At 35.9% G+C, this 20,196-nt stretch carries 20 protein-coding genes; 6 read left to right on the forward strand and 14 right to left on the reverse strand.

Annotated features, from left to right (window positions below):
- Window positions 1-27 precede the first annotated feature (27 nt).
- From CEY12_RS19125 to CEY12_RS19140, 4 genes are all read right to left on the reverse strand, one after another.
- Entirely contained in the window at window positions 28-1,869 is a 1,842-nt protein-coding gene (locus CEY12_RS19125) for a carbon starvation protein A (RefSeq protein ID WP_172821051.1), read from the reverse strand.
- 254 nt (window positions 1,870-2,123) lie between these two features.
- Window positions 2,124-3,143: an alpha/beta hydrolase gene (locus tag CEY12_RS19130; protein ID WP_089029190.1), complete on the reverse strand. Its 1,020-nt coding sequence runs from the start codon at window positions 3,141-3,143 to the stop codon at window positions 2,124-2,126.
- A 21-nt stretch (window positions 3,144-3,164) separates the two neighbouring features.
- On the reverse strand, window positions 3,165-3,548 hold the full coding sequence (locus CEY12_RS19135; RefSeq protein WP_089029191.1) for a DUF3037 domain-containing protein: 384 nt from the start codon (window positions 3,546-3,548) through the stop codon (window positions 3,165-3,167).
- A complete protein-coding gene (locus CEY12_RS19140; protein WP_089029192.1) occupies window positions 3,535-4,308 on the reverse strand; it encodes a HipA family kinase in 774 nt (257 codons plus the stop codon). The genes CEY12_RS19135 and CEY12_RS19140 overlap by 14 nt, the downstream gene beginning before the upstream one ends.
- A gap of 129 nt (window positions 4,309-4,437) precedes the next feature.
- Between CEY12_RS19140 and CEY12_RS19145 the strand changes: the two genes are divergently transcribed.
- From CEY12_RS19145 to CEY12_RS19160, 4 genes are all read left to right on the forward strand, one after another.
- Window positions 4,438-5,280 (forward strand): alpha/beta hydrolase family protein, encoded by an 843-nt coding sequence (locus CEY12_RS19145; RefSeq protein WP_089029193.1) that lies wholly within the window; start codon window positions 4,438-4,440, stop codon window positions 5,278-5,280.
- A 22-nt stretch (window positions 5,281-5,302) separates the two neighbouring features.
- Window positions 5,303-6,199: a helix-turn-helix domain-containing protein gene (locus tag CEY12_RS19150; protein ID WP_089029194.1), complete on the forward strand. Its 897-nt coding sequence runs from the start codon at window positions 5,303-5,305 to the stop codon at window positions 6,197-6,199.
- Between the two features lie 67 nt (window positions 6,200-6,266).
- Entirely contained in the window at window positions 6,267-6,929 is a 663-nt protein-coding gene (locus CEY12_RS19155; protein ID WP_228409732.1) for a hypothetical protein, read from the forward strand.
- A gap of 23 nt (window positions 6,930-6,952) precedes the next feature.
- Entirely contained in the window at window positions 6,953-7,777 is an 825-nt protein-coding gene (locus tag CEY12_RS19160; protein ID WP_089029195.1) for an arylamine N-acetyltransferase family protein, read from the forward strand.
- A gap of 65 nt (window positions 7,778-7,842) precedes the next feature.
- On the opposite strand, the gene CEY12_RS19165 is transcribed toward CEY12_RS19160, so the two are convergent.
- The 8 genes from CEY12_RS19165 to CEY12_RS19200 all read right to left on the reverse strand — a co-directional run bounded on the left by CEY12_RS19165 (window position 7,843) and on the right by CEY12_RS19200 (window position 15,908).
- Window positions 7,843-8,664 carry a flavin reductase family protein gene (locus tag CEY12_RS19165; RefSeq protein ID WP_089029196.1) on the reverse strand — a complete coding sequence of 274 codons (822 nt, stop codon included), beginning with the start codon at window positions 8,662-8,664 and terminating at the stop codon, window positions 7,843-7,845.
- A gap of 66 nt (window positions 8,665-8,730) precedes the next feature.
- On the reverse strand, window positions 8,731-9,138 hold the full coding sequence (locus CEY12_RS19170) for a GxxExxY protein (protein WP_089029197.1): 408 nt from the start codon (window positions 9,136-9,138) through the stop codon (window positions 8,731-8,733).
- Window positions 9,139-9,168: 30 nt separating this feature from the next.
- On the reverse strand, window positions 9,169-10,416 hold the full coding sequence (gene fahA / locus CEY12_RS19175; protein WP_089029198.1) for a fumarylacetoacetase: 1,248 nt from the start codon (window positions 10,414-10,416) through the stop codon (window positions 9,169-9,171).
- A 225-nt stretch (window positions 10,417-10,641) separates the two neighbouring features.
- Entirely contained in the window at window positions 10,642-11,097 is a 456-nt protein-coding gene (locus tag CEY12_RS19180; protein ID WP_089029199.1) for a hypothetical protein, read from the reverse strand.
- Between the two features lie 70 nt (window positions 11,098-11,167).
- Complete coding sequence (hppD, locus tag CEY12_RS19185) at window positions 11,168-12,298, reverse strand: 4-hydroxyphenylpyruvate dioxygenase (RefSeq protein ID WP_089029200.1); 1,131 nt, start codon at window positions 12,296-12,298, stop codon at window positions 11,168-11,170.
- 229 nt (window positions 12,299-12,527) lie between these two features.
- Entirely contained in the window at window positions 12,528-13,307 is a 780-nt protein-coding gene (locus CEY12_RS19190) for a hypothetical protein (protein WP_089029201.1), read from the reverse strand.
- A gap of 110 nt (window positions 13,308-13,417) precedes the next feature.
- A complete protein-coding gene (locus CEY12_RS19195; protein WP_089029202.1) occupies window positions 13,418-14,692 on the reverse strand; it encodes an acetyl-CoA hydrolase/transferase family protein in 1,275 nt (424 codons plus the stop codon).
- A 64-nt stretch (window positions 14,693-14,756) separates the two neighbouring features.
- Window positions 14,757-15,908 carry a homogentisate 1,2-dioxygenase gene (locus tag CEY12_RS19200; protein WP_089029203.1) on the reverse strand — a complete coding sequence of 384 codons (1,152 nt, stop codon included), beginning with the start codon at window positions 15,906-15,908 and terminating at the stop codon, window positions 14,757-14,759.
- Window positions 15,909-16,025: 117 nt separating this feature from the next.
- Between CEY12_RS19200 and CEY12_RS19205 the strand changes: the two genes are divergently transcribed.
- Window positions 16,026-18,095, forward strand: a complete 2,070-nt coding sequence (locus CEY12_RS19205; RefSeq protein ID WP_089029204.1) for a TonB-dependent receptor plug domain-containing protein — start codon at window positions 16,026-16,028, stop codon at window positions 18,093-18,095.
- A gap of 56 nt (window positions 18,096-18,151) precedes the next feature.
- Window positions 18,152-18,565, forward strand: a complete 414-nt coding sequence (locus CEY12_RS19210; RefSeq protein ID WP_228409733.1) for a thiol:disulfide interchange protein — start codon at window positions 18,152-18,154, stop codon at window positions 18,563-18,565.
- Between the two features lie 94 nt (window positions 18,566-18,659).
- On the opposite strand, the gene CEY12_RS19215 is transcribed toward CEY12_RS19210, so the two are convergent.
- Window positions 18,660-19,133: a cupin domain-containing protein gene (locus CEY12_RS19215; protein WP_089029206.1), complete on the reverse strand. Its 474-nt coding sequence runs from the start codon at window positions 19,131-19,133 to the stop codon at window positions 18,660-18,662.
- Between the two features lie 2 nt (window positions 19,134-19,135).
- The gene (locus CEY12_RS19220; protein WP_089029207.1) at window positions 19,136-20,125 is read right to left on the reverse strand and encodes a zinc-binding alcohol dehydrogenase family protein; all 990 of its coding nucleotides are present in this window, start codon (window positions 20,123-20,125) and stop codon (window positions 19,136-19,138) included.
- Window positions 20,126-20,196 lie beyond the last annotated feature (71 nt).

Below are 20,196 nucleotides of genomic sequence, written 5' to 3' on the forward strand. Positions count from 1 at the left end.
AACCAGCAACCAATAACTAGCAGCTTCTTACCTTTCCACAAGCTCTTTTACCGTTTCTCCATAAAAATCAGTTTCCGATGTAGTGATTTTTAAAAGCTCATACCATTTTCTAAACGCTCCGATAAATACGATAAGCATGAGAACCATAGCAACTACTGCTAATGTGGCGAGAAGATATTGTCCTTTGGGAAGGTAGATGTCTGTCACCTGAATGTAACCTGCCCAAAATGTGATAATGGCCATGAAAACACCAGGAATAGCAGAACAGAGCGCATACTTCCCTCTATTCAGGCGGATGAGCATCGTTGTGCAAACAATAAGTCCACACGCTGCTAAAAGCTGATTGCTGATTCCGAATAACGGCCAAATACTGCTTACATTTCCTGTAAAGACGAGGTATCCCCATGCGAAAGTAAAGAGGAGACTGCTGATGATAATTCCAGGAGTCCAGTTCTTGTCATTAAATTTTGGAATGACGGACCCCAGCATTTCCTGTAAAAAGAAACGCCCCACTCTTGTTCCTGCATCGATAGCGGTAAGAATGAATACAGCTTCAAACATGATCGCGAAGTTGTACCAGTACGCCATCAATTGATCCATATATGGGATTTTATTGAAAATATGAGCCATTCCTACGGCCAGAGATACTGCACCTCCGGTTCTTCCATGCAGGTCAATTCCTATCTTTTGAGAAAAATAATCAATGTCTACTCCATGTAGTGCTGGATGTGCAGCAAGGAAAGCATCATAAGATTCTTTCGGAGTATTAATCGCGAAATAATCGCCTGGCATTAAAGTACATGCAGCAATTAAAGCCATAAGAGCTACGAATCCTTCAACAAGCATCGCTCCATATCCTACAAAAAGAATTTCTCTTTCTTTATTTAGCATTTTAGGGGTAGTTCCGGTCGCGATCACAGCATGGAATCCGGAAATAGCTCCACAGGCAATAACTATAAAAATAAAAGGAAGAACAGGTCCTCCTATTACAGGTCCTCCACCATTCACAAATTGACTGATTGCTGGCATTTGTACCGTTGGGTGAATCGCAATAACACCAATGGCAAGCATCACGATGGTTCCGATTTTTAAATAGGTAGAAAGATAATCTCTCGGTACCAACAATAACCAAACAGGTAAAACAGATGCTAAAAAGCCATATAAAGGTATTGCTATGGAAATAGTTGTAATATCCCATGAGAATAAACTATTCATGGTTTCATTTTGCATAAGATTGTGCCCACCAATGATACCTGCTATTAAAAGTACTCCACCCAGTATACTTGCAAAAGTGACACTGTTTTTTCTATAACGCATAATTAATCCCATGATGATAGCAATAGGCATTGTAATCACTACCGTAAATAAAGACCATGATGCCTCATGCATTGCATTGATACAGGCCAATGATAAACCTGCCAATGTAAGAATCAAGATGAATAAAATGGCAAAACCAGCTACGGTTCCTGTTGTCTTTCCAATTTCTTTAGAGGCAATCGTGGCTAAACTTTGTCCCTTGTGCCGTACAGATGCAAATAACACCACCATATCATGCACTCCTCCTCCTAAAACACATCCTATCAGAATCCATAAAGCTCCGGGGAGATATCCGAATTGTGCAGCAAGAACAGGTCCTACTAATGGCCCTGCCGCTGCAATAGCTGCAAAATGATGCCCGAAAAGAACATTTTTATTCGTAGCAACATAATCTTTACCATCGGCAAATTCAAGTGCTGGGGTCGTATTTTTATCATTGAGACGCAATACCTTATTGGCAAGAAAAATCCCATAAATACGATATGCTATTGCGAAAATAAGGAGCGAGGTGAAAACTAAAGTTAAAGCATTAATGTTATTTAGGAAATCCATATCATCTTAGTTTTTTATAAATAAATAATTAAATTTTTTGTTTATTTTATTTTGAATAATTTAAACAATGGCCAAGTTAATTAATTTATGAATAAAAAATATGAATATGTATATCAATCTAGCAAATTAATAAATTATGTGATGTTTTTGTTTTGTAAATATTTATGAATCAATAAGTAGTAATCTGAATTGGTTTTAGAACTATATATTGTAAGTTTCTATATATGAAAGTAAACAGCAGATAATTTATTTTTCTACTTTTTCTGAGATACGATATAGGTTACCATCTCGTCAACCAGTTGGTTAAGATAAGCTTTATCTGTTGTCCCAAAACCATGTATACCTCCGTCCACGATAGTCAGATTGTTTTTCACCTTCTTTTTATTAAGGTCCTGTTCTAATATTTCTGATTGTTTTAAAGGAACAATTTTATCTTTATTCCCTTGTAGAATAAGAGTAGGCGTTGCATTATCAACATAATTGACAGGAGATAGCGTGTCAAAATAATTGATCACTTTACGCTTATCTTTTTTAATATCATACCCGGAGATTCCTAAAATCAGTTTTTCTCTGAGGTCAACAATTTTCTTTGAAAACAGACTGACAAAAAAAGCACCTACTTTTCCTATACGGGTATGGAGGAGTTTATTAAGATCCGTTGGGCCATAATTGTTTACAACATAATTTACTTTGGCAGAATAGTTCGATAACCCAGGATCTCCGGTGAATTCATTATCCTGGGTATATGCTGCCAATAATGAAAGATGGGCTCCGGCAGATACTCCGAAAAGGCCGATATTATTGGTGTCAAAATGATATTGATCTGCATTTTTTCTCACCCATCGGATGGCATCTTTAGTATCCTGAATGGGAAGAGGGAAGTGAACATCTTTGTTTACCAGTGTATAGTTGATGCTTATCACTATATACTCTTTTTCTACCAGTTTTAAAATCATGTTCTCGATATAGGTATCTGCGTGTACTATTTTATCACCACCAACCCAGCCTCCGCCATGTACATAAATGAGGACGGGATACTTTTTATCAGAAATGTTTTTGGGGCTATAAATATCCAGGGCCATTGAGCCTTCTTTATTTGTTTTGTAAAAGATATTTTCTGAAGAGAGAGTTTTTTCCGGCAAAAGAGTACTCTTTTCACCTTTTGGCAGAGCCAGGTTCTGGGAAAAACTTAAATTAAATACAACTAAAAATAAAATAAAAAACAGGTTTAATAAAAACCTGTGTGCTATTGTATTGTTTTTGAATGATTTCATATGATATGTTTGAGCGATTGGTTATTTAACTAATTCCTCAAAAAGTTTACCAAAAGTCTTTTCCAGATCCTTAGATTTTCCGGGATGAGGTCTGGAGGTCTGTATCACAGAACTTCGGACAGCGGTTAACCAACGGAAGCGCTCAGGGATTTCGAGTAAAGCGATAGGTCCGCCACCCTTATCCCCATTGGCAATTTTTTTAAAGCTTTCCAGATTCTGTATAATATCCTCATAGTCCAGTTTACTGTGCATCAGCTTAAATTTATCAGGACACAGATAAAAATCAGAACGGATGAACTTTTCTTTTTTTGAAAACATCACGAGTCCAATATTGAAAAATTCTTCTCTTTCAACTTTCGGGACCAAACGGATCACAGCGTATTCGTATATTTTATCCTCTTGCATTTTTCGCTTCGTTTAAAAAGATTTGTGAATTCTCCAGTCTTGTTTTCATAAATTGGAAATATACCTCACGGATCTCATCCGGAGTTTCCTCAGCATCATCCCAGTGTAACCAATCTTCAGGAATTAAATTAACAATGTCTCTGAATACAGTGTCATTGAGAACTTCATGTGCCCATCGGTCTGCTTCATCCAGCATTTTAGCTTTAGGAAGCAAAACATGATCTTTCACATATTTAAATGGTGTTTTTGCTGCAGTGTCAAAATTCTGCCATGAATGATGGAAATAGAAAGATGCTCCATTATCAATCACCCAAAGTTCCTTATTCCACATCAATAAGTTAGTGTTTTTATAAGTACGGTCAATATTGGTGATGAACGCATCCAGCCAGACAATTTTTGAAGCAAGAAGAGGATCAATAACGACTCCCGGGTCATAAGTGATTGATCCGGAAAGGTAATGAAGTCCAAGGTTTAATCCTTCAGAAAATTTTAATAAATCCTGAATTTCCTCATCCGCCTCAGTTCTTCCGAAATCGACATCAAGATGTACGAAGACCAATTCAGGAATTTTCAATCCTAAAACTTCCGTTATTTTGCCCCCTAAAAGTTCTGAGATCAACATTTTTACTCCATGGCCTGCACCACGGAATTTAAGCACATATTTAAAATCATCATCTGCTTCTGCCAAAGCCGGAAGTGATCCACCTTCTCTTAACGGCAGGATATAACGTGTAACGGTTACTGTTCTTAAATCCAACATACAGCAAAAATAAGATTTTACTTTGTGTTTGTTTCTATTTTTAATATTTTTAAGTGAAAATAAGTCGATCGCAAAGACGCATTAGGATTATCTGGTTTTGCTTTTGGGATTAACTATAACAAACAAAATATGGGAATCATTAAAAAACAGAATATTATTATTTCAAATCCTGAAACGAAGGATTTTCTTGCAGATGCATACTATCCTGAAACCAACGGGAAACTGCCATTAGTGATTTTCGTTCACGGCTATAAAGGCTATAAAGATTGGGGTGCCTGGAACCTGATGGCTGAAAAATTTGCGAAGGCAGGTTTTTTCTTTGTTAAATTTAATTCTTCTCATAATGGAACAACTGTAGAGGATCCTCATAATTTTGGCGATTTGGAAGCTTTTGGAAATAATAATTATTCCAAAGAACTTTCAGACCTTGGAGCTGTAATCGATTATTTCACTGCAAATGATAAAGTAGATGACCAAAAGGTGGTTTTAATCGGGCACAGTAGAGGAGGAGGAATTTCGATTATAAAAACTTTTGAAGATGAAAGGATTAACGGATTGATCACCTTAGCAAGTGTAGATACGTTAGAACGTTTTCCCAAGGACAAAGATCTTGAAAACTGGAAAAAAGAAGGCGTTTATTATGTATTGAACGGAAGAACGAAACAAGAGATGCCTCATTACTATCAATTTTATCAGGATTTTGAAAAAGATGTGCATCGTTTTGATGTTGAAAGATCGATGGAGATGGCAAAAGCTCACGTTCTGATCATTCACGGGACGGACGATGAAAGTGTTGCAGTAAAAGAGGCTGAACATCTCCATATTTTAAATCCTAATTCTGAGTTGTTTTTAATAGAAAATGCCAACCACACTTTTGGAGCAAAAGAGCCGTGGACCGAGCCTGGTCTTCCAAAAGATTTGAATACGGTTACCGAGAAATGTATTGATTTTATTAATCTGAAAATGCTATAGACGAGATAATACCTTCTAAGATATGACACTCATTCCACAATATAATCCGGAAGGTTTTAAAGCAGCTGTAAAAAGTGGTTCTGAGAAATCTGTTCATAAAGAGCCATCCGATTTTTACATTGTTGACCTGTCTGTTCAGAAAGATCAGCTGAATTTACCATTTCTTCCTCATCGTCTTACAATGAATGATTTTGTTTTTGTGAAAAAAGGGGAACTGGTAAAAACAGTATGCTCAGATTCTTATTCTATTCCGGGGTGTACTTTGATGATTTTACCTGCCTATAAGATAAGGACGATGGAAACTTTTTCTGAAGATATAGAAGGCTATTACTGCCATTTTCCTGACGAATTGCTTTCAAGAGACAATGGTTTTAAAAGTTTGCAGGAGATACTTAATTATCTGGATCTGAAAAATGATCATCGTATCACAATACCAGATGCTATGAAAGAAAATCTTTTGTTTATCCTGAAGAGAATGAAGGAATCTTATATACAAAATGATAATGATTTAATAAGTTCCTATTTGCAAACTTTTTTAGCAGAAATAAAATCTATCATACAGGATCTTCCACCCATTATTCTCACAACTAATGAAACAACTGCTTTTCATTTTAGAAAGGCAATCACACAATATATCAATTCAGTTCACAGTATCCAGGAATATGCGGATATGCTTCATGTTTCTCCTAATCATTTAAATAAATCGGTTAAAATGGCCACAGGAAAAACTGCTTCCTCAATCATTAATGAAACCCTGACCATGGAGGCCAGATCTTTACTTTCAAATACTCAATTGAGTATTGCAGATATTGCCTTTTCTCTAGGAATCGAAGACCCCTCTTATTTTACCCGTTTTTTTAAGAAGCATTCCGGAGTTTCTCCCAATCAGTACAGAAAAAGGATTGGTTTGTCCTATTAATTGCTTTGTTTGTTCTATGTTCGGACTTGTTATCCTGCTGAAATTTGCAGTATAATAGTTTGATAATATGAATTTTAAAATTTTAGTGCTGCTTTCCTTTGGATATGCTGTTTTCGTTCAAGGCCAATCAAATGATGCAAAGCAAGATATAAATCCTCCTGTAGTTTTTGAAATACTCACCGGAAATGTAGGGATTGCTTCACAATTAAACATCAGTAAAAATTTTAAAGACATACCAGGTTTATCTTTTTTCAGTGTCAGTAATATTTCCTCAAAATGGAATGAAAAGAATGCTAAAGATGCGATGTCTCAGTTTAATCTGGCATATGAATTTGTAAAGGGTTTTCGGGTGTTCGGTGGTATTCATTATACACCATCAACGGGCTTGCGACCCAGTGTTATGATGCTGTATTCATATGTGGGGGATGAAATTACAGTTGTCATTGGACCCAGAATTGACTTAGCGGATAACAGTAATCTGGAAGGTTTTGGAATGGTGGAGTACAAGCCTAAGTTAAATGATCATTGGAAAGTATATTCAAGATTGCAGGGTTTATATGCACAATCTTTAAAGGGCGGAATCCATGCAAGAAGCTACCTAATGGTAAGAGCAGGGATGAGTTATAAAGACTATAGTTTTGGACTTGGAGCCAACTTTGATGCTTATGGTCCGGAAAGGATGATAAAAAATAATGTTGGAGTTTTTGTTGCGGCAAGACTTTTCAAATAAAATGAATTAAAAAATAATATACAATGGAAAATACAGAATTGAAAAAATATTTCGACAGAATACATTATTCTAAAAATGCAGAACTTACTATTGAAACTTTAAAAGATATTCACGCTCTGCAACCACAATACATTACCTTTGAGAATATTGATACGTATACAGATCATGTTCCAAGGGTAGATTGGAGATCTGTGTTCAATAAACTGGTGATTGGAGGTAGAGGTGGATACTGCTATGAGCAAAATGTTTTGTTGAAAAATGTGCTGGAAACAATTGGCTTTGCTGTCACAAGTCATCTGGGAAGAGTTTTGTGGGGTGGAGAAAAGGAAAATAAGCCTCCCAGAACTCATATGCTGCTTATCGTATCTCTTGATGAAAAAAAATACCTTGTTGATTCAGGATTTGGTACAGTAACGCTCACTTCACCATTGGTTTTGGACTCTGAAGAGGAACAGATAACACCTAATGGAATTTTTAAGCTATCAAAAGAGAATAATCTGTATACTCTGACCTTAATAGCTGAAGATAAAATGCCAATCTATGAGTTTTCTCTGGAACCTGTAGAACAATCTGATGTTGTAGTTGCCAATTGGTATATTGCGACCAATCCCTCTTCAATATTCAGAGAAAACCTGATCGTGACTAAAGTTGATGGAATAGCCCGGTATACTTTGAATAATACATCACTTCATATGCGCTACAATAATGGGGTAAGAGAGAATATTGATATTAATAACCCAGAAGAATTATTTATTCTGCTTGAAAATGTATTCAATATCAATATTAAAAATATAGATGATAAAGAATTACTTATGAAAAAAATAATAAAGAAATGTAGGCTGAAATAAAAAGGGATGACTTGTAATTAAGTCATCCTATATATTTAATTTTATCCACTTTAGATTTTAACGTATTAAAGTACTAAAATTCTCCAGGCTTCTTCAATGTTATTATTCAATAAAAACTCCTGGGCTTTTTTATGGATATCTTCATCTGCATGGCAGTTTTCTGATGGTAAAACCTCAATGTTAGCGAGCATTCCCAGATCATTTCCAGTAAAGATTTTACTTAATTTTATTGCATCAGGAAGTAGATCAAAACCAATTCCTTTTGTTACGAGAGGCTTGGGAACTTCAAAAAGATTATCCCCATTATTTCTGGAATACCAGTTTCCACCCAAACGGGCTACCATATCCAGTTTTGCCTGATCAAGATTTCCTTGTTCATTCAAATATTCTTCTCTGATATGAATTTTTTGAACTTCACAGATGACAAGATTTCCAGCACCTCCCTGATCTCCCAAAGATTTAATCTCTAAAACTTTGCATTCAAAATTAACCGGGCACTCCTCTATGAGTTTTGGTTGCACCAGGTCTGCATCCTTCATCGTAAGTCCGGATTTGATAAATTCATTTACTCCACCTTCATATTCCGTTGAAGCTAAAGAGATCTGCTGTACTATTGGAAAGTTAACGGTTCCAATCACGACTTCCGGGACTTCTAAAACATTTTCCAGGGTATGTTTTGTGGTATTGTCACGAACTCTTCTTGATGGTGAAAAAATCAGGATAGGAGGAACCGTACTGAACATATTAAAAAAGCTGAATGGTGATAAATTAATAACCCCATTTTTATCTACTGTTGAAGCCAACGCAATTGGTCGGGGTGCAACAGCAGTCTGCATGATTGTTTGTAATTGAACGGCGGTTATTTCTGATGGTATAACTGTTTTCATATTTTTTATTAACCACAAAAGTCACAAAAGTTAATTTTAAAGAAATTTAGTGTAGATCATTTAAGTTCAAAAAAGCATGCTGTAATATTGGTTTACAAACGTTTCCTGACCTTCGTGGTACAAATTTTTTACATTAAAATTAACTAATATGCCTTTGGGTTTTTTCATTAAATTAATATAGTTAAGAATTTGAGCACGATGAATATCATTTAACTCAGCAACTGCTTTTAATTCTACAACAATGAGATCTTCAATCAAAAAGTCGCAGAAGAATTCACATTCCAGCTCTTTGCCTTTGTATATTACAGGGATTTTTAGCTGGGTCTTGAAACGGATATTTCGTAATTGCAATTCCTCTTCTAAGCATTTATGATATACACTTTCCAATAAACCGGGACCCAATATTTTGTGAACTTCTATGCAAGCTCCATTTACTTTATAAGTCAAATCGGTTAAGTAAGATTGCGTAATCATAAAATCTTTTGTGACTTTTGTGGTTAAGCTTTATAACGTTGGAATTATTTTTCCTGAAACTTCACCAAAGCCTACTCTTACACCGTCTTTTTCAGCCCAGGCTTTCATGGTAACAGTGTCGTTATCTTCAATGAATTTTCTTTCCTGACCATTGTTTAACTGGATAGGATTTTGCCCCTTCCATGATAATTCAAGCATAGAGCCAAATGATTTTGGATCACTTCCTGAAATAGTACCACTTGCATACAGGTCACCAACTTCCAGGTTACAGCCGTTGATGGTATGGTGAGCCAGTTGCTGCGTCATATTCCAATACATAAACTTATAATTACTCTCACAGATTAGATTTTCTTCTCCGTTCTCAGGCTGTAAGTAAACTTCAAGATTGATATCATAGTTTTTGTCACCTTCAAATTTTAAATAATCTAAAACTTCAGGGTCCTGTGCAGGGGAGGTAGTTCTGAAAGGAGCCAGGGCTTCTAAAGTAACAACCCATGGAGAAATAGATGAACCAAAGTTTTTACCTAAAAATGGTCCTAGTGGAACATATTCCCAAGCCTGAATATCTCTTGCAGACCAGTCATTGAAAATAACCATCCCGAATATAGCGTCTTCTGCCTCTTTTGTGGAAACACTTTCGCCCATATCGGTATTTTTATTGATGATAAAAGCCATTTCTAATTCAAAGTCCAGTTGTTTGGAAGCTCCAAAGATTGGTTTCTCTGCATCTGCGGGTTTTGTCTGTCCTTTTGGTCGGTTGATATCTGTTCCTGAAATAACGATGGACGATGCTCTACCGTGGTAGCCCACCGGTAAATGTTTCCAGTTAGGTAGTAAGGCGTTGGCAGGATCACGGAACATTTTTCCAACATTGGTTGCGTGTTCTATACTGCTGTAGAAATCCGTATAATTTGGAATGTGGATCGGCATGATCATTCTTACTTTGTCCAGATCATAAAAAGCATCTTCTATTGTTTTCTGATCTTTTGATAAAGTGGAGCCTTCCTGTAATAATTCCTGAATTTTAGCACGAACGGCATTGGTAACCGGTTTTCCCAGTTCGATAAATTCGTTTAAGGTATAAGCTTCAAAGACATTGTCTTCAAGTCCTGTGATGTCTTCAAAATAGCCCAGATCATATAAACTGGCAAGATCCACAACCTGATCTCCGATTCTTGTGCAACATCCAATATATTCTTTATTGAAAACGGCTACTCCAAAAGGAATATTATGTATAGAAAAGTCTGAATTTGAGGAGTACTCTACAAATGATTTCATAAGATTGTAATTTAATTGAGATTAATAAATCTGTTAAAATTTGGGTTCCAATATCTCAAGTGGCCGTAGCAGAAAAGCAAAGTTTTCCAGCTAAATATTCTTAAAACTCATTAGTACTGTAAGATTAAAATCAATATCGTAAGTACTAACTCAATGTTGAGATATTAAATAAATTACCTTCTCACTACGCTCTTCGCAAAAACGAGCGCCCTCAAGATATTTGTATTATTTTTTTGAATAAGAGGCTTCATCAATCCACCTGTCTTTTGTATTAACGTCGATCAGGTAAAGGATATTATCCTGTCTGGTTAATAATAAAGTTTTGGTCACGGGGATAGGAACTTTTTTACCTTCAAGAATGTTGGCTCTTAGAGAAAGAATATTTTTCTTCCTGATGATATCTCCTGTAAAAACATTGGAACTGCTTTCACCGGTAGCTTTATCATCGAAAACCTCTACATAGGTTGCATTATTTCCTTTAATGATAATAAAATCCCTTTCTGTGTGATCATCAGCATCTTTAATAAAGACAAACTTTTTGTCGTCTACATTTACATTTTCCAGATGTTGATTAATGCCTTTTCTTTCTTCAAGTCTGTTTAGAATTTCATTAAGTGTTCCGTACTGAGCTTTTACGCCTAAGGCACTGAAAAATAAAATTCCGAATACAATTTTTTTCATAATAAGTGTTTTAAAAAAAAGTTTTGTCAAGACTTTGTATCCTGACAAAACTTAGTATGATATCTGGAAATTATAGATTTCCTCTTTTATCCTGTTCTCTTTCTAATGCTTCAAATAATGCTTTGAAATTACCAGCTCCGAAGCTTTGTGCACCATGTCTTTCAATAATTTCAAAGAAAAGGGTAGGACGGTCTTCTACCGGCTTAGTGAAGATTTGTAAAAGATATCCTTCTTCATCATGATCAATAAGTATACCTAAATCCTGTAATTTTTTAAGATCCTCATCGATGTGACCTACTCTTTCAGGAACCATATCGTAATAGGCTTCTGGTGGAGCAGAAAGGAATTCTACCCCTCTTTTTTTAAGTTCTGTTACAGTGTGGATAATGTCTCTTGTCGCAACCGCGATATGCTGAACACCTTCACCTTCATAGAAATCAAGATATTCCTCTACCTGAGATTTTTTCTTTCCTTCCGCTGGTTCGTTGATAGGGAATTTAGCGAATCCGTTTCCGTTCGACATTACCTTAGACATCAACGCTGAATATTCCGTATTGATCTGTTTGTCATCAAAAGAAAGGATATTTACAAATCCCATTACTTTTTCATACCATTCTACAGTCGGAAGCATTCTGTTCCAATCTACATTTCCTACACAATGGTCTACATACAATAATCCCGCATCTTCAGGTTGATATGCACTTTCCCATTTTTCATAACCAGGCATAAATGGACCTGTATAATTTTTTCTTTCTACAAACATGTGAACAGTCTCTCCGTACGTATAGATTCCGGACATTCTTACCTCACCATGTTCGTCAGTTAAGGTTACAGGCTCTAGATAAGGTTTACCCCCTCTTTTTGTAGTTTCCTCAAAAGCTTTGTAAGCGTCATCCACCCAAAGTGCTAAAACCTTTACTCCATCTCCGTGTTTTTTTACATGCTCATTGATTGGTGATTCAGAAGAGAGTCCTGTCGTTAAGATTAATCTTATTTTTCCCTGTTGAAGAACATAAGAAGCACGATCTCTTACTCCTGTTTCAGGACCAGCGTATGCTACAGACTGAAAACCAAAAGCGGTTTTATAAAAATGAGCAGCCTGTTTAGCATTTCCTACATAAAACTCAATGTAATCTGTGCCATTAATTGGCAAAAAATTCTCTGCTTGAGCGATTTTTTCGGCAAATGTAAGTGTTGACATATTTTCTTTTTACTTTTATTTTTATAGGTATGCAAATTACAAAAATCTTAGATATGGCAAAAGTATTAATGGGAAATCCTTAAATAGGGTTAACATAATCTTAAAGAAGAGTTCATTTAAGTAATTTTAAGTTTAATATCTTCCAATTTGGTTAATTACATTTGTATTACAAAGACAAGTGAAAGAAAGATATTTTCGAAAATTTGAAAGCCGTAGATTTCTACGGCTTTCATTTTTTATTGTTTAATCTACCTGCATCAGGATTATAATTATCCCATATCTTCCAGACGTTATCTATTTTTCTGATAAAGTAGATCTGCGTATTAAGTTGATTAACAAAATTTTCTTCACCTGTTTCCCCTACTTTAAATAACAAATTCCAAAATTCCTGCGTTTCTAATATTTTTTTATCAGGTTCATCAGTAACCATATGGATATCGAAAACTTCAAAGTTGGAACGGTTATTTTTTGTGACAAGCTGAAACTCTCTTTCACATAATTCTTTACTAAACTGGGAAGCTCTTTCAAGAAAAGGGGAGTCATCGAAAACAAGCTCTTTGAAAAGGTGAGTATTATGCTCGGGAAATTTTTTGTAGAATTCAAATGCTGTTGAGCAGTATTTGTATACAATATCGCTGAAAAAAGCTTCATCACCGGATTCCGTTTCCTGTTTCTTTTCTCTTACAAACTGGATGTAGGCATTCAGATCTTTGAAACCCAGGAAGATACAGATCTTATCAAGGGTTTTTAAAAAACGGAGGTCATTGTGGGTTTTATCCTGATAATCATTTTCAAAAAACCGCTGCAAAGTAACATGGGAAATGGTATTTCCTATTTCGAATTTTTTCCCTCCTTTTAGTTCTTCCGATTCCGACAGTTCATCTTTGATAATTTCGGAAAGAATGATATAATGACTTCTCTTCCAGTCTTTAACATTTCCTAAGACTGAATTTTTTATTTTAGAATGTTTTACTATTTCCTCTCTTATTGAGTTATATATGGTTTTCAATTTCCTTACTTTAGAAGGGTTTTATCAAAAATACTGCCAAAGCCTCAGATTGCTTTTTTATCGATCCCTTTTTGTTCAGTGCACAGCTGTTTAGGAAAAGTGAAGATTATTTAATGTTTAAACCTCTCGAAAGCAGCTTGTTCCAGCATTTCCCTATCGTCGGGATGGGCGATACTGATTAGTTCCTGGGCTCTTTGACGAAGGTTTTTTCCGTACAAATAAGCGGTTCCGTATTCAGTAACCACATAATGGATATGTCCTCTGGTGGTTACAACACCGGCTCCCTGTTTCAAATAGGGAACGATCCTTGAAATCCCTTTTTTGGTTCTGGAAGTAATGGCAATAATTGGTTTTCCTCCTTCACTTAAAGCAGCTCCTCTCATAAAATCCATTTGTCCACCAATACCACTGTATTGTAAGGTTCCTATGGAATCTGCGCAAACCTGTCCTGTTAAATCAATTTCAATAGCAGAATTAATAGCAACCATTTTTTTGTTTCGCATGATATTGATCGGGAAGTTGACATCACTTACATCTTTAAATGCAAAAACAGTATTATCATCTACATAGTCGTAGAGCTTTCTGGTCCCAAAACAAAAACTGGTAATTGTTTTATTATCGTTATAGCCCTTATATTTATTGTTGATGACGTCGTTTTGAATAAGATCTATCACCCCGTCACTTAACATCTCGGTGTGGATGCCTAAATCTTTATGGTTTCCCAAACACTTCAAAACAGCATCCGGGATTGTTCCGATACCCATTTGGATGGTGGATTTATCGTCAATAAGTTCAGCTACATTTTTTCCAACCAACATTTCCTCAGGGCCAACTTTTGATCCATAATCTACTGTTGGTAATTCTTCTTCATGCCATACCAGTTTATTGATCCTGCTGATGTGGATCATTCCATCTCCATGGGTTCTTGGCATTAATGGATTTACGATGGCAACAATTATTTTTGCGGTATCCACAGCAGCCCTGGCAACATCTACGGAGGTTCCTAATGTACAGAAACCATGTCTATCCGGAGGGGAAACAGTAATAAGTGCTACGTCCAGCGGCAAAATATTATTTCTGAATAGAATGGGGATCTCACTTAAAAATACAGGCACAAAATCTCCTCTTTCTGAATTTACCGCATCCCGTACAGGAGTGGAAACAAACAGGGAATTAACAAAGAAACTGTCTTTATATTGAGGTTTTGCAATCTCAACATTGCCCTGCTGGGTAATGGACACCATTTCCACATTTTCTAATCTGTGAGATTGTCTCGCTAACTCATCGATCAGATAATTAGGAGTACATGCACTTCCATGAAAGAATACTCGATTTCCGCTTTTTACAGTATATACGGCTTCCTCTGCACTAATGTAATTGTACATAATATTTTTTTTGAAATAACATTTATACCGACTGCTCTTTGCAGTCATTTGTGTTTTTTTACATTTATTCCAACCAGGATGTTTTATAAGTCGGATCTTCCACTTTCATAGCCTCTTCGGTTATTTTTAGTGGACGGAATGGATCTACCATTACGGCATATTCTTCAGTGAATTTCTTACCAATGCTTCTTTCCATTGCTCCGGGGTGTGGTCCGTGAACAATTCCTCCCGGGTGTAAACTGAAATCCATAAGATCTACGTGATTACGACTCATAAAATCCCCTTCGGTATAGAATAATACCTCATCGGAATCTATATTGGAGTGATTGTAAGGGGCAGGAATAGCCAATGGATGGTAGTCATACATTCTTGCACAGAAAGAGCAGACTACAAAGTTATGCCCTTCAAAATTCTGGTGAATTGGTGGCGGTTGGTGTATTCTACCTGTAATAGGTTCGAAATTTTTGATATTAAATTTATAAGGATAGAAGTAACCGTCCCAGCCCACAACATCAAAAGGGTGTGTTGCATAAATGAAATCAGTGATCTGATTTTCTTTTTTTACTTTAATTAAAAACTCTCCTTTTTCATCTTTTGGTTCAACGAATGTTGGTGCGATGATATCTCTTTCACAAAACGGAGAATGCTCTAATAATTGTCCGAATTCATTTCTGTATCGTTTTGGTGTATAAATTGGAGAATGACTTTCCAATACAAAAAATACAGTATCATCAGAATGAAGTTCTACCTGATAAATGGTTCCCCTTGGTATGATCAGATAATCACCTGTTGAAAAATCGAGATTTCCGACAAAGGTTTTTAAGATTCCTTTTCCCTGATGAACAAACAAAAGTTCATCACATTCCGCATTTTTGTAGAAATAGTCAGTGGATTTTCTAGGTTTTGATAATCCCATTTTAAGGTCATTGTTCACCAAAAGGAACTTTCTGCTATCCAGAAAATCATCTTCCGGAGTCACCTGCATTCCCTTAAACATTCTGGGAGTTACATTTTTTTCAACCGCAATTTTGGGAGTAACGTCTTTTGCCGTTCCTATAGATTTGATCTGCGTAGGGCGGTGAATATGATAAAGTAAAGAAGAGATGCCATGAAAACCTTCCGTTCCGAAAAGTTGTTCATAGTAGAATTTATCTTCAGGAGATTTAAAAATCGTATGTCTTTTCTGTGGGATGTTCCCGGAATGGTTATATCGCATTTTACCTTTATATTTTCTCAAATTTAATAATTTTTGACGAATTATTTTAAAGGATATTTATCATGAAGTTTTTTGTTTCGAAAATAATTGTTAGATTTGCCTAACAATTATTATTTCATGAAGCGAATATTATTTTCTGTTGTACTTTTATCCTCGTATTGTTTCTCTCAGGAAAAGGACAGCTTAAGTTTAAATCAAAACCATATGTCAGATTCCATTACCGTTGCAAAAAAGGAAATCAAAACAAAACTGATAGATGATGTGGTCGTTACCGGAACCATAAAACCAATGAGTAGATCTAAAAGCCCGGTAGCGGTGGAAATTTACAGTCAGAAATTTTTCCAAAAGAATCCGACTCCTAATATTTTTGAAGCCATCTCTATGGTCAATGGCGTGCGTCCTCAGTTGAACTGTTCTGTATGTAATACAGGAGATATTCATATTAATGGTCTCGAAGGACCTTACACCATGATCCTGATTGATGGGATGCCTATTGTAAGTTCATTATCTACAGTGTATGGATTAAGTGGAATCCCAAATAGTCTCGTGGATAGGATAGAAGTCGTGAAGGGACCGGCTTCATCTATTTATGGTTCGGAAGCGATGGGGGGCGTAATTAATATCATTACTAAAAATGCATTAACGGCTCCTAAATTAAGTCTGGATCTGATGACCAGTACCTGGAGTGAGGATAATATCGATTTATCTACCAAATTTAATGTAGGAAAAAAAGCAGCTTCTTTGTTAAGTCTGAATTACTTCAATTTTACAAAAAGAATAGATCAGAACAAAGATAACTTTACAGATGCAACTCTTCAGAACAGGATTTCTGTTTTTAATAAATGGAATTTCCAGAGAAAGGAAAACAGATTAGCCAGTTTAGCGCTAAGGTATTTATATGAGGACCGTTTTGGGGGCGAAATGCAGTGGACAAAAGAAAACAGGGGAGGTGATAAAATATATGGTGAAAGTATTTATACCAACAGAGTGGAAGCTTTGGGAGTATACCAATGGCCTTTGAAAGAACAGATAATTACTCAATTCTCTTATAATTACCACAACCAGAATTCCTTTTATGGGACCAATCCTTATGATGCCAAGCAGAAAGTAGCTTTCGTGCAGACGTATTGGGATAGAAAATTCGGAAACCATGATCTGATACTGGGGGTTACCTATAAGAGAACATTTTATGATGATAACACCCCGGGAACTTCGTCGGCAGACGGTCTGATCAATGAGCCTATGAAGTCTCCAATTTTAGGAGCTTTTATACAAGATCAATGGGAAATCGGTTCTAAAAACACAATATTGCTAGGGTACAGATATGATTACGATAGAATCCATCATTCAGTACATTCACCAAGATTCGCATGGAAATTTTCGCCTAATCCTTATCACACGCTCCGTTTTAACTTTGGAACAGGGTTTAGGGTTGTGAATTTATTTACAGAAGACCACGCAGCCTTGACGGGTTCCCGGGAAGTGGTTATCAAATCTGATCTGAAACCTGAAAAATCTATCAATGGAAATTTAAATTACATCTGGAAGATTCCAGTGGGCAATCGCCTGATCAATCTTGACGCTTCAGCATTTTATACCTATTTCAGTAATAAGATCGTAGGGGATTTTGATACGGATCCTGATAAAATTATTTATGACAATCTTCATGGGTACGGGATCTCTAAAGGAGCTTCGATGAATGTAGACTTTACTTTTAGTTTTCCTTTGAGTGTCAATCTGGGGGTAACTTATCTTGAAGTATTTCAGAAGTTGGATGGTGAAAATGCTAAGGTTCAGCAACTGCATGCTCCGAAATGGAGTGGAACTTACAGTCTGACGTATAAGTTCCCGAATGCTTTAACTGTGGATTTTACAGGTCAGTTTTATGGACCGATGAGATTGCCGGTTTTACCGGATGACTTCCGACCTGAGTATTCTCCATTTTATTCATTGGCTAATATTCAGGTTTCAAAAGCCTTTAATTCTGGATTTGAAGTTTATTGTGGAATTAAAAATCTCCTGAATTTTAGACCTAAAGATCCTTTAATGAGACCTTTTGATCCGTTTGATCAACATGTAAATGATCCTATTAATAATCCAAATAATTACAAATTTGATACTGCTTACGGATATGCGCCAATGCAGGGGATACGTGGATTTTTTGGAGTAAGATATACTTTGAAATGAAAATATTTTTGATTTTATTTTTAATGTTAGTGCCTCTCTTTTGTCTTTCTCAAAAGATGAGAGAGGGCACTTTTTCTGAACTTGAAAATTTGCATAATCAACACCCCAAGCCTATTATCATTCATTTATACACAGGTTGGTGTGCAATTTGTAAAATTGAGTCTTTTAATCTGAATAAAGATAAAGATTTGGTCAACCTGATTAATGATCACTTTTATTTTATCAATTTTGAAGCGGAAAAAACTAAAGAAAAGATCCGTTTTGAAGGTAAAGAATTCAGCTATTTACCCAATGGGAATTCAGGGATTCATGAACTGGCTTTAGCATTATCTAAAAATAAAAGTCAGCCGGTTTATCCACTATGGATCATATTGGACGCTAATCAGAATCTGCTGTATTATCATGAAGGGGAGTTTAAACCTGAACTGATGAAACAAAAGCTTGCAGAAATTTCGACTGTATATAATTAATAATTTCTCTCGCAGATTTTAATACTAAAATTGTTGAATCTGTGTACAACAAGAGGTCATTTCAAACTTTAAATAATTTAAATCCTTCAATATTTCAGTCACCTCCACTATCAATCAATACAGCCAGTTGAATACAAGGCTGCTCAGAACGATTGCTCCATGCATGGTTTGTTCCCCGCTGAATAACGATATCTCCAGCTTTAAGAAGAGTCTCACCTTCCTCCATAATCAGATAAAGCTCCCCGGAAAGAATAATGATATAATCTAAAGTTTCTGTCTGATGCATCATTGGGTGGGGTTCTCCAGCTTTGAATTCAACTCCCAGATCTTTATCGGGTGGAATAACTACATAACGAAAGTAAGTTCCGTTTTTTGGAGTTTGTGGAAATCCTGTGTTGGGAATTCTGGTTTCAACGTCGAGGCTTGCCGGAGTTTTCTGAGTATTCCATATATCCGAAATGATAAGACCTGGCAGATGTTCTACGACATTGTTTACTTGCTGATCTTCAACAATAGCCGATTTTCCGTTTTGTATTCCTGTTACGATGCGTCTTGGTATTTTGTTCATAATTAATGGGTCATGATCAATTTATTTCCCTGAGTAAGATTGTTTTTAAGCATTTGATGGGCCGTAAGGACTGTTTCCAAAGAAAGAGTTCCAAGGACTTTATATTTTGGAGGAACAATAATTTTTTCTTCAATAAGATTAGAAATTCTTGTTAAGCTACTTTTATAATAATCATAATTCTTTGTCATGCTATGGGTATAGTTGGAAATGTTCATGATGATATTTCCTTTATTAAATAGGATTTCTTTAGCATCTTTACTAATCAGTGCTGTTACGTCAACGTACATTCCATGTACTTTCAATACTTCAGCAGTTATTTCAGACATATAATTTCCTACGAGATCCACTCCGAAATCAAAATACTGATTGCCGTTTGCTTTAATTAATTTTTCTTTCAAATGATCTTCCTTATAATTGATGATCTGGTCTTTTTTTAAGCCCATCTCAAGCAATAAGGTTCTGTTTTCTTCTGATCCTACCGTCGCAACGATATTATTGAAGTGATCAGCTAGCAATAGTTTTATTAAAAAAGATCCAACGCCACCAGTGGCACCTGTAATTAAAATGCTGTCGCCTGGTTTTAAAGGGATGCGGTCAAAGGTTTGTAAGGCAGTCATTCCAACAGATGGGATGGCCGCAGCCTGTTCAAAAGAGATATTTTTAGGTTTCAAAACCACGATAGCTTCCGGAACGGTAATAAATTCAGCGTAAGAGCCATTACTTCCCATGGAACCGCTGCCACAAGTTACTTCATCACCAATATTAAACTGAGAAGCATCTTCTCCTTTGCCCACAATAACTCCGGAGAGTTCACGCCCTAAAACCGGGGAGCTGACCAATCGTCGTTCAAGTTCATTTTCAATCATCTGATAATCGATGGGATTAAAACCACTGGCTTTTATCTGAATTAAAACCTCATTGTTTTTAGGCTGAGGTTTTTCAATAATGCCGTCTTCTAACTGAAAGTTTTTATTAAGGATTACTGTTTTCATTATCAAAAATTTATAAGACAAATGTAAAACCAGAATAGTTTATATTTGCTACTAGTTAACTATTGGTAACT

This window comes from Chryseobacterium sp. T16E-39 (assembly GCF_002216065.1).
Lineage (GTDB): Bacteria > Bacteroidota > Bacteroidia > Flavobacteriales > Weeksellaceae > Chryseobacterium.

What these genes read in the sequence shown, in the direction of transcription:
- CEY12_RS19165 (WP_089029196.1), bottom strand. Translation starts at nt 8,664, where the DNA reads ATGAAAACAGTTATACCATCAGAAATAACCGCCGTTCAATTACAAACA.
- CEY12_RS19145 (WP_089029193.1), top strand. Translation starts at nt 4,438, where the DNA reads ATGGGAATCATTAAAAAACAGAATATTATTATTTCAAATCCTGAAACG.
- CEY12_RS19220 (WP_089029207.1), bottom strand. Translation starts at nt 20,125, where the DNA reads ATGAAAACAGTAATCCTTAATAAAAACTTTCAGTTAGAAGACGGCATT.
- CEY12_RS19140 (WP_089029192.1), bottom strand. Translation starts at nt 4,308, where the DNA reads ATGTTGGATTTAAGAACAGTAACCGTTACACGTTATATCCTGCCGTTA.
- hppD (WP_089029200.1), bottom strand. Translation starts at nt 12,298, where the DNA reads ATGTCAACACTTACATTTGCCGAAAAAATCGCTCAAGCAGAGAATTTT.
- CEY12_RS19200 (WP_089029203.1), bottom strand. Translation starts at nt 15,908, where the DNA reads ATGCGATATAACCATTCCGGGAACATCCCACAGAAAAGACATACGATT.
- CEY12_RS19210 (WP_228409733.1), top strand. Translation starts at nt 18,152, where the DNA reads ATGAGAGAGGGCACTTTTTCTGAACTTGAAAATTTGCATAATCAACAC.
- CEY12_RS19170 (WP_089029197.1), bottom strand. Translation starts at nt 9,138, where the DNA reads ATGATTACGCAATCTTACTTAACCGATTTGACTTATAAAGTAAATGGA.
- CEY12_RS19160 (WP_089029195.1), top strand. Translation starts at nt 6,953, where the DNA reads ATGGAAAATACAGAATTGAAAAAATATTTCGACAGAATACATTATTCT.
- CEY12_RS19130 (WP_089029190.1), bottom strand. Translation starts at nt 3,143, where the DNA reads ATGAAATCATTCAAAAACAATACAATAGCACACAGGTTTTTATTAAAC.
- CEY12_RS19155 (WP_228409732.1), top strand. Translation starts at nt 6,267, where the DNA reads ATGAATTTTAAAATTTTAGTGCTGCTTTCCTTTGGATATGCTGTTTTC.
- CEY12_RS19125 (WP_172821051.1), bottom strand. Translation starts at nt 1,869, where the DNA reads ATGGATTTCCTAAATAACATTAATGCTTTAACTTTAGTTTTCACCTCG.
- fahA (WP_089029198.1), bottom strand. Translation starts at nt 10,416, where the DNA reads ATGAAATCATTTGTAGAGTACTCCTCAAATTCAGACTTTTCTATACAT.
- CEY12_RS19135 (WP_089029191.1), bottom strand. Translation starts at nt 3,548, where the DNA reads ATGCAAGAGGATAAAATATACGAATACGCTGTGATCCGTTTGGTCCCG.
- CEY12_RS19150 (WP_089029194.1), top strand. Translation starts at nt 5,303, where the DNA reads ATGACACTCATTCCACAATATAATCCGGAAGGTTTTAAAGCAGCTGTA.
- CEY12_RS19215 (WP_089029206.1), bottom strand. Translation starts at nt 19,133, where the DNA reads ATGAACAAAATACCAAGACGCATCGTAACAGGAATACAAAACGGAAAA.
- CEY12_RS19180 (WP_089029199.1), bottom strand. Translation starts at nt 11,097, where the DNA reads ATGAAAAAAATTGTATTCGGAATTTTATTTTTCAGTGCCTTAGGCGTA.
- CEY12_RS19195 (WP_089029202.1), bottom strand. Translation starts at nt 14,692, where the DNA reads ATGTACAATTACATTAGTGCAGAGGAAGCCGTATATACTGTAAAAAGC.
- CEY12_RS19205 (WP_089029204.1), top strand. Translation starts at nt 16,026, where the DNA reads ATGAAGCGAATATTATTTTCTGTTGTACTTTTATCCTCGTATTGTTTC.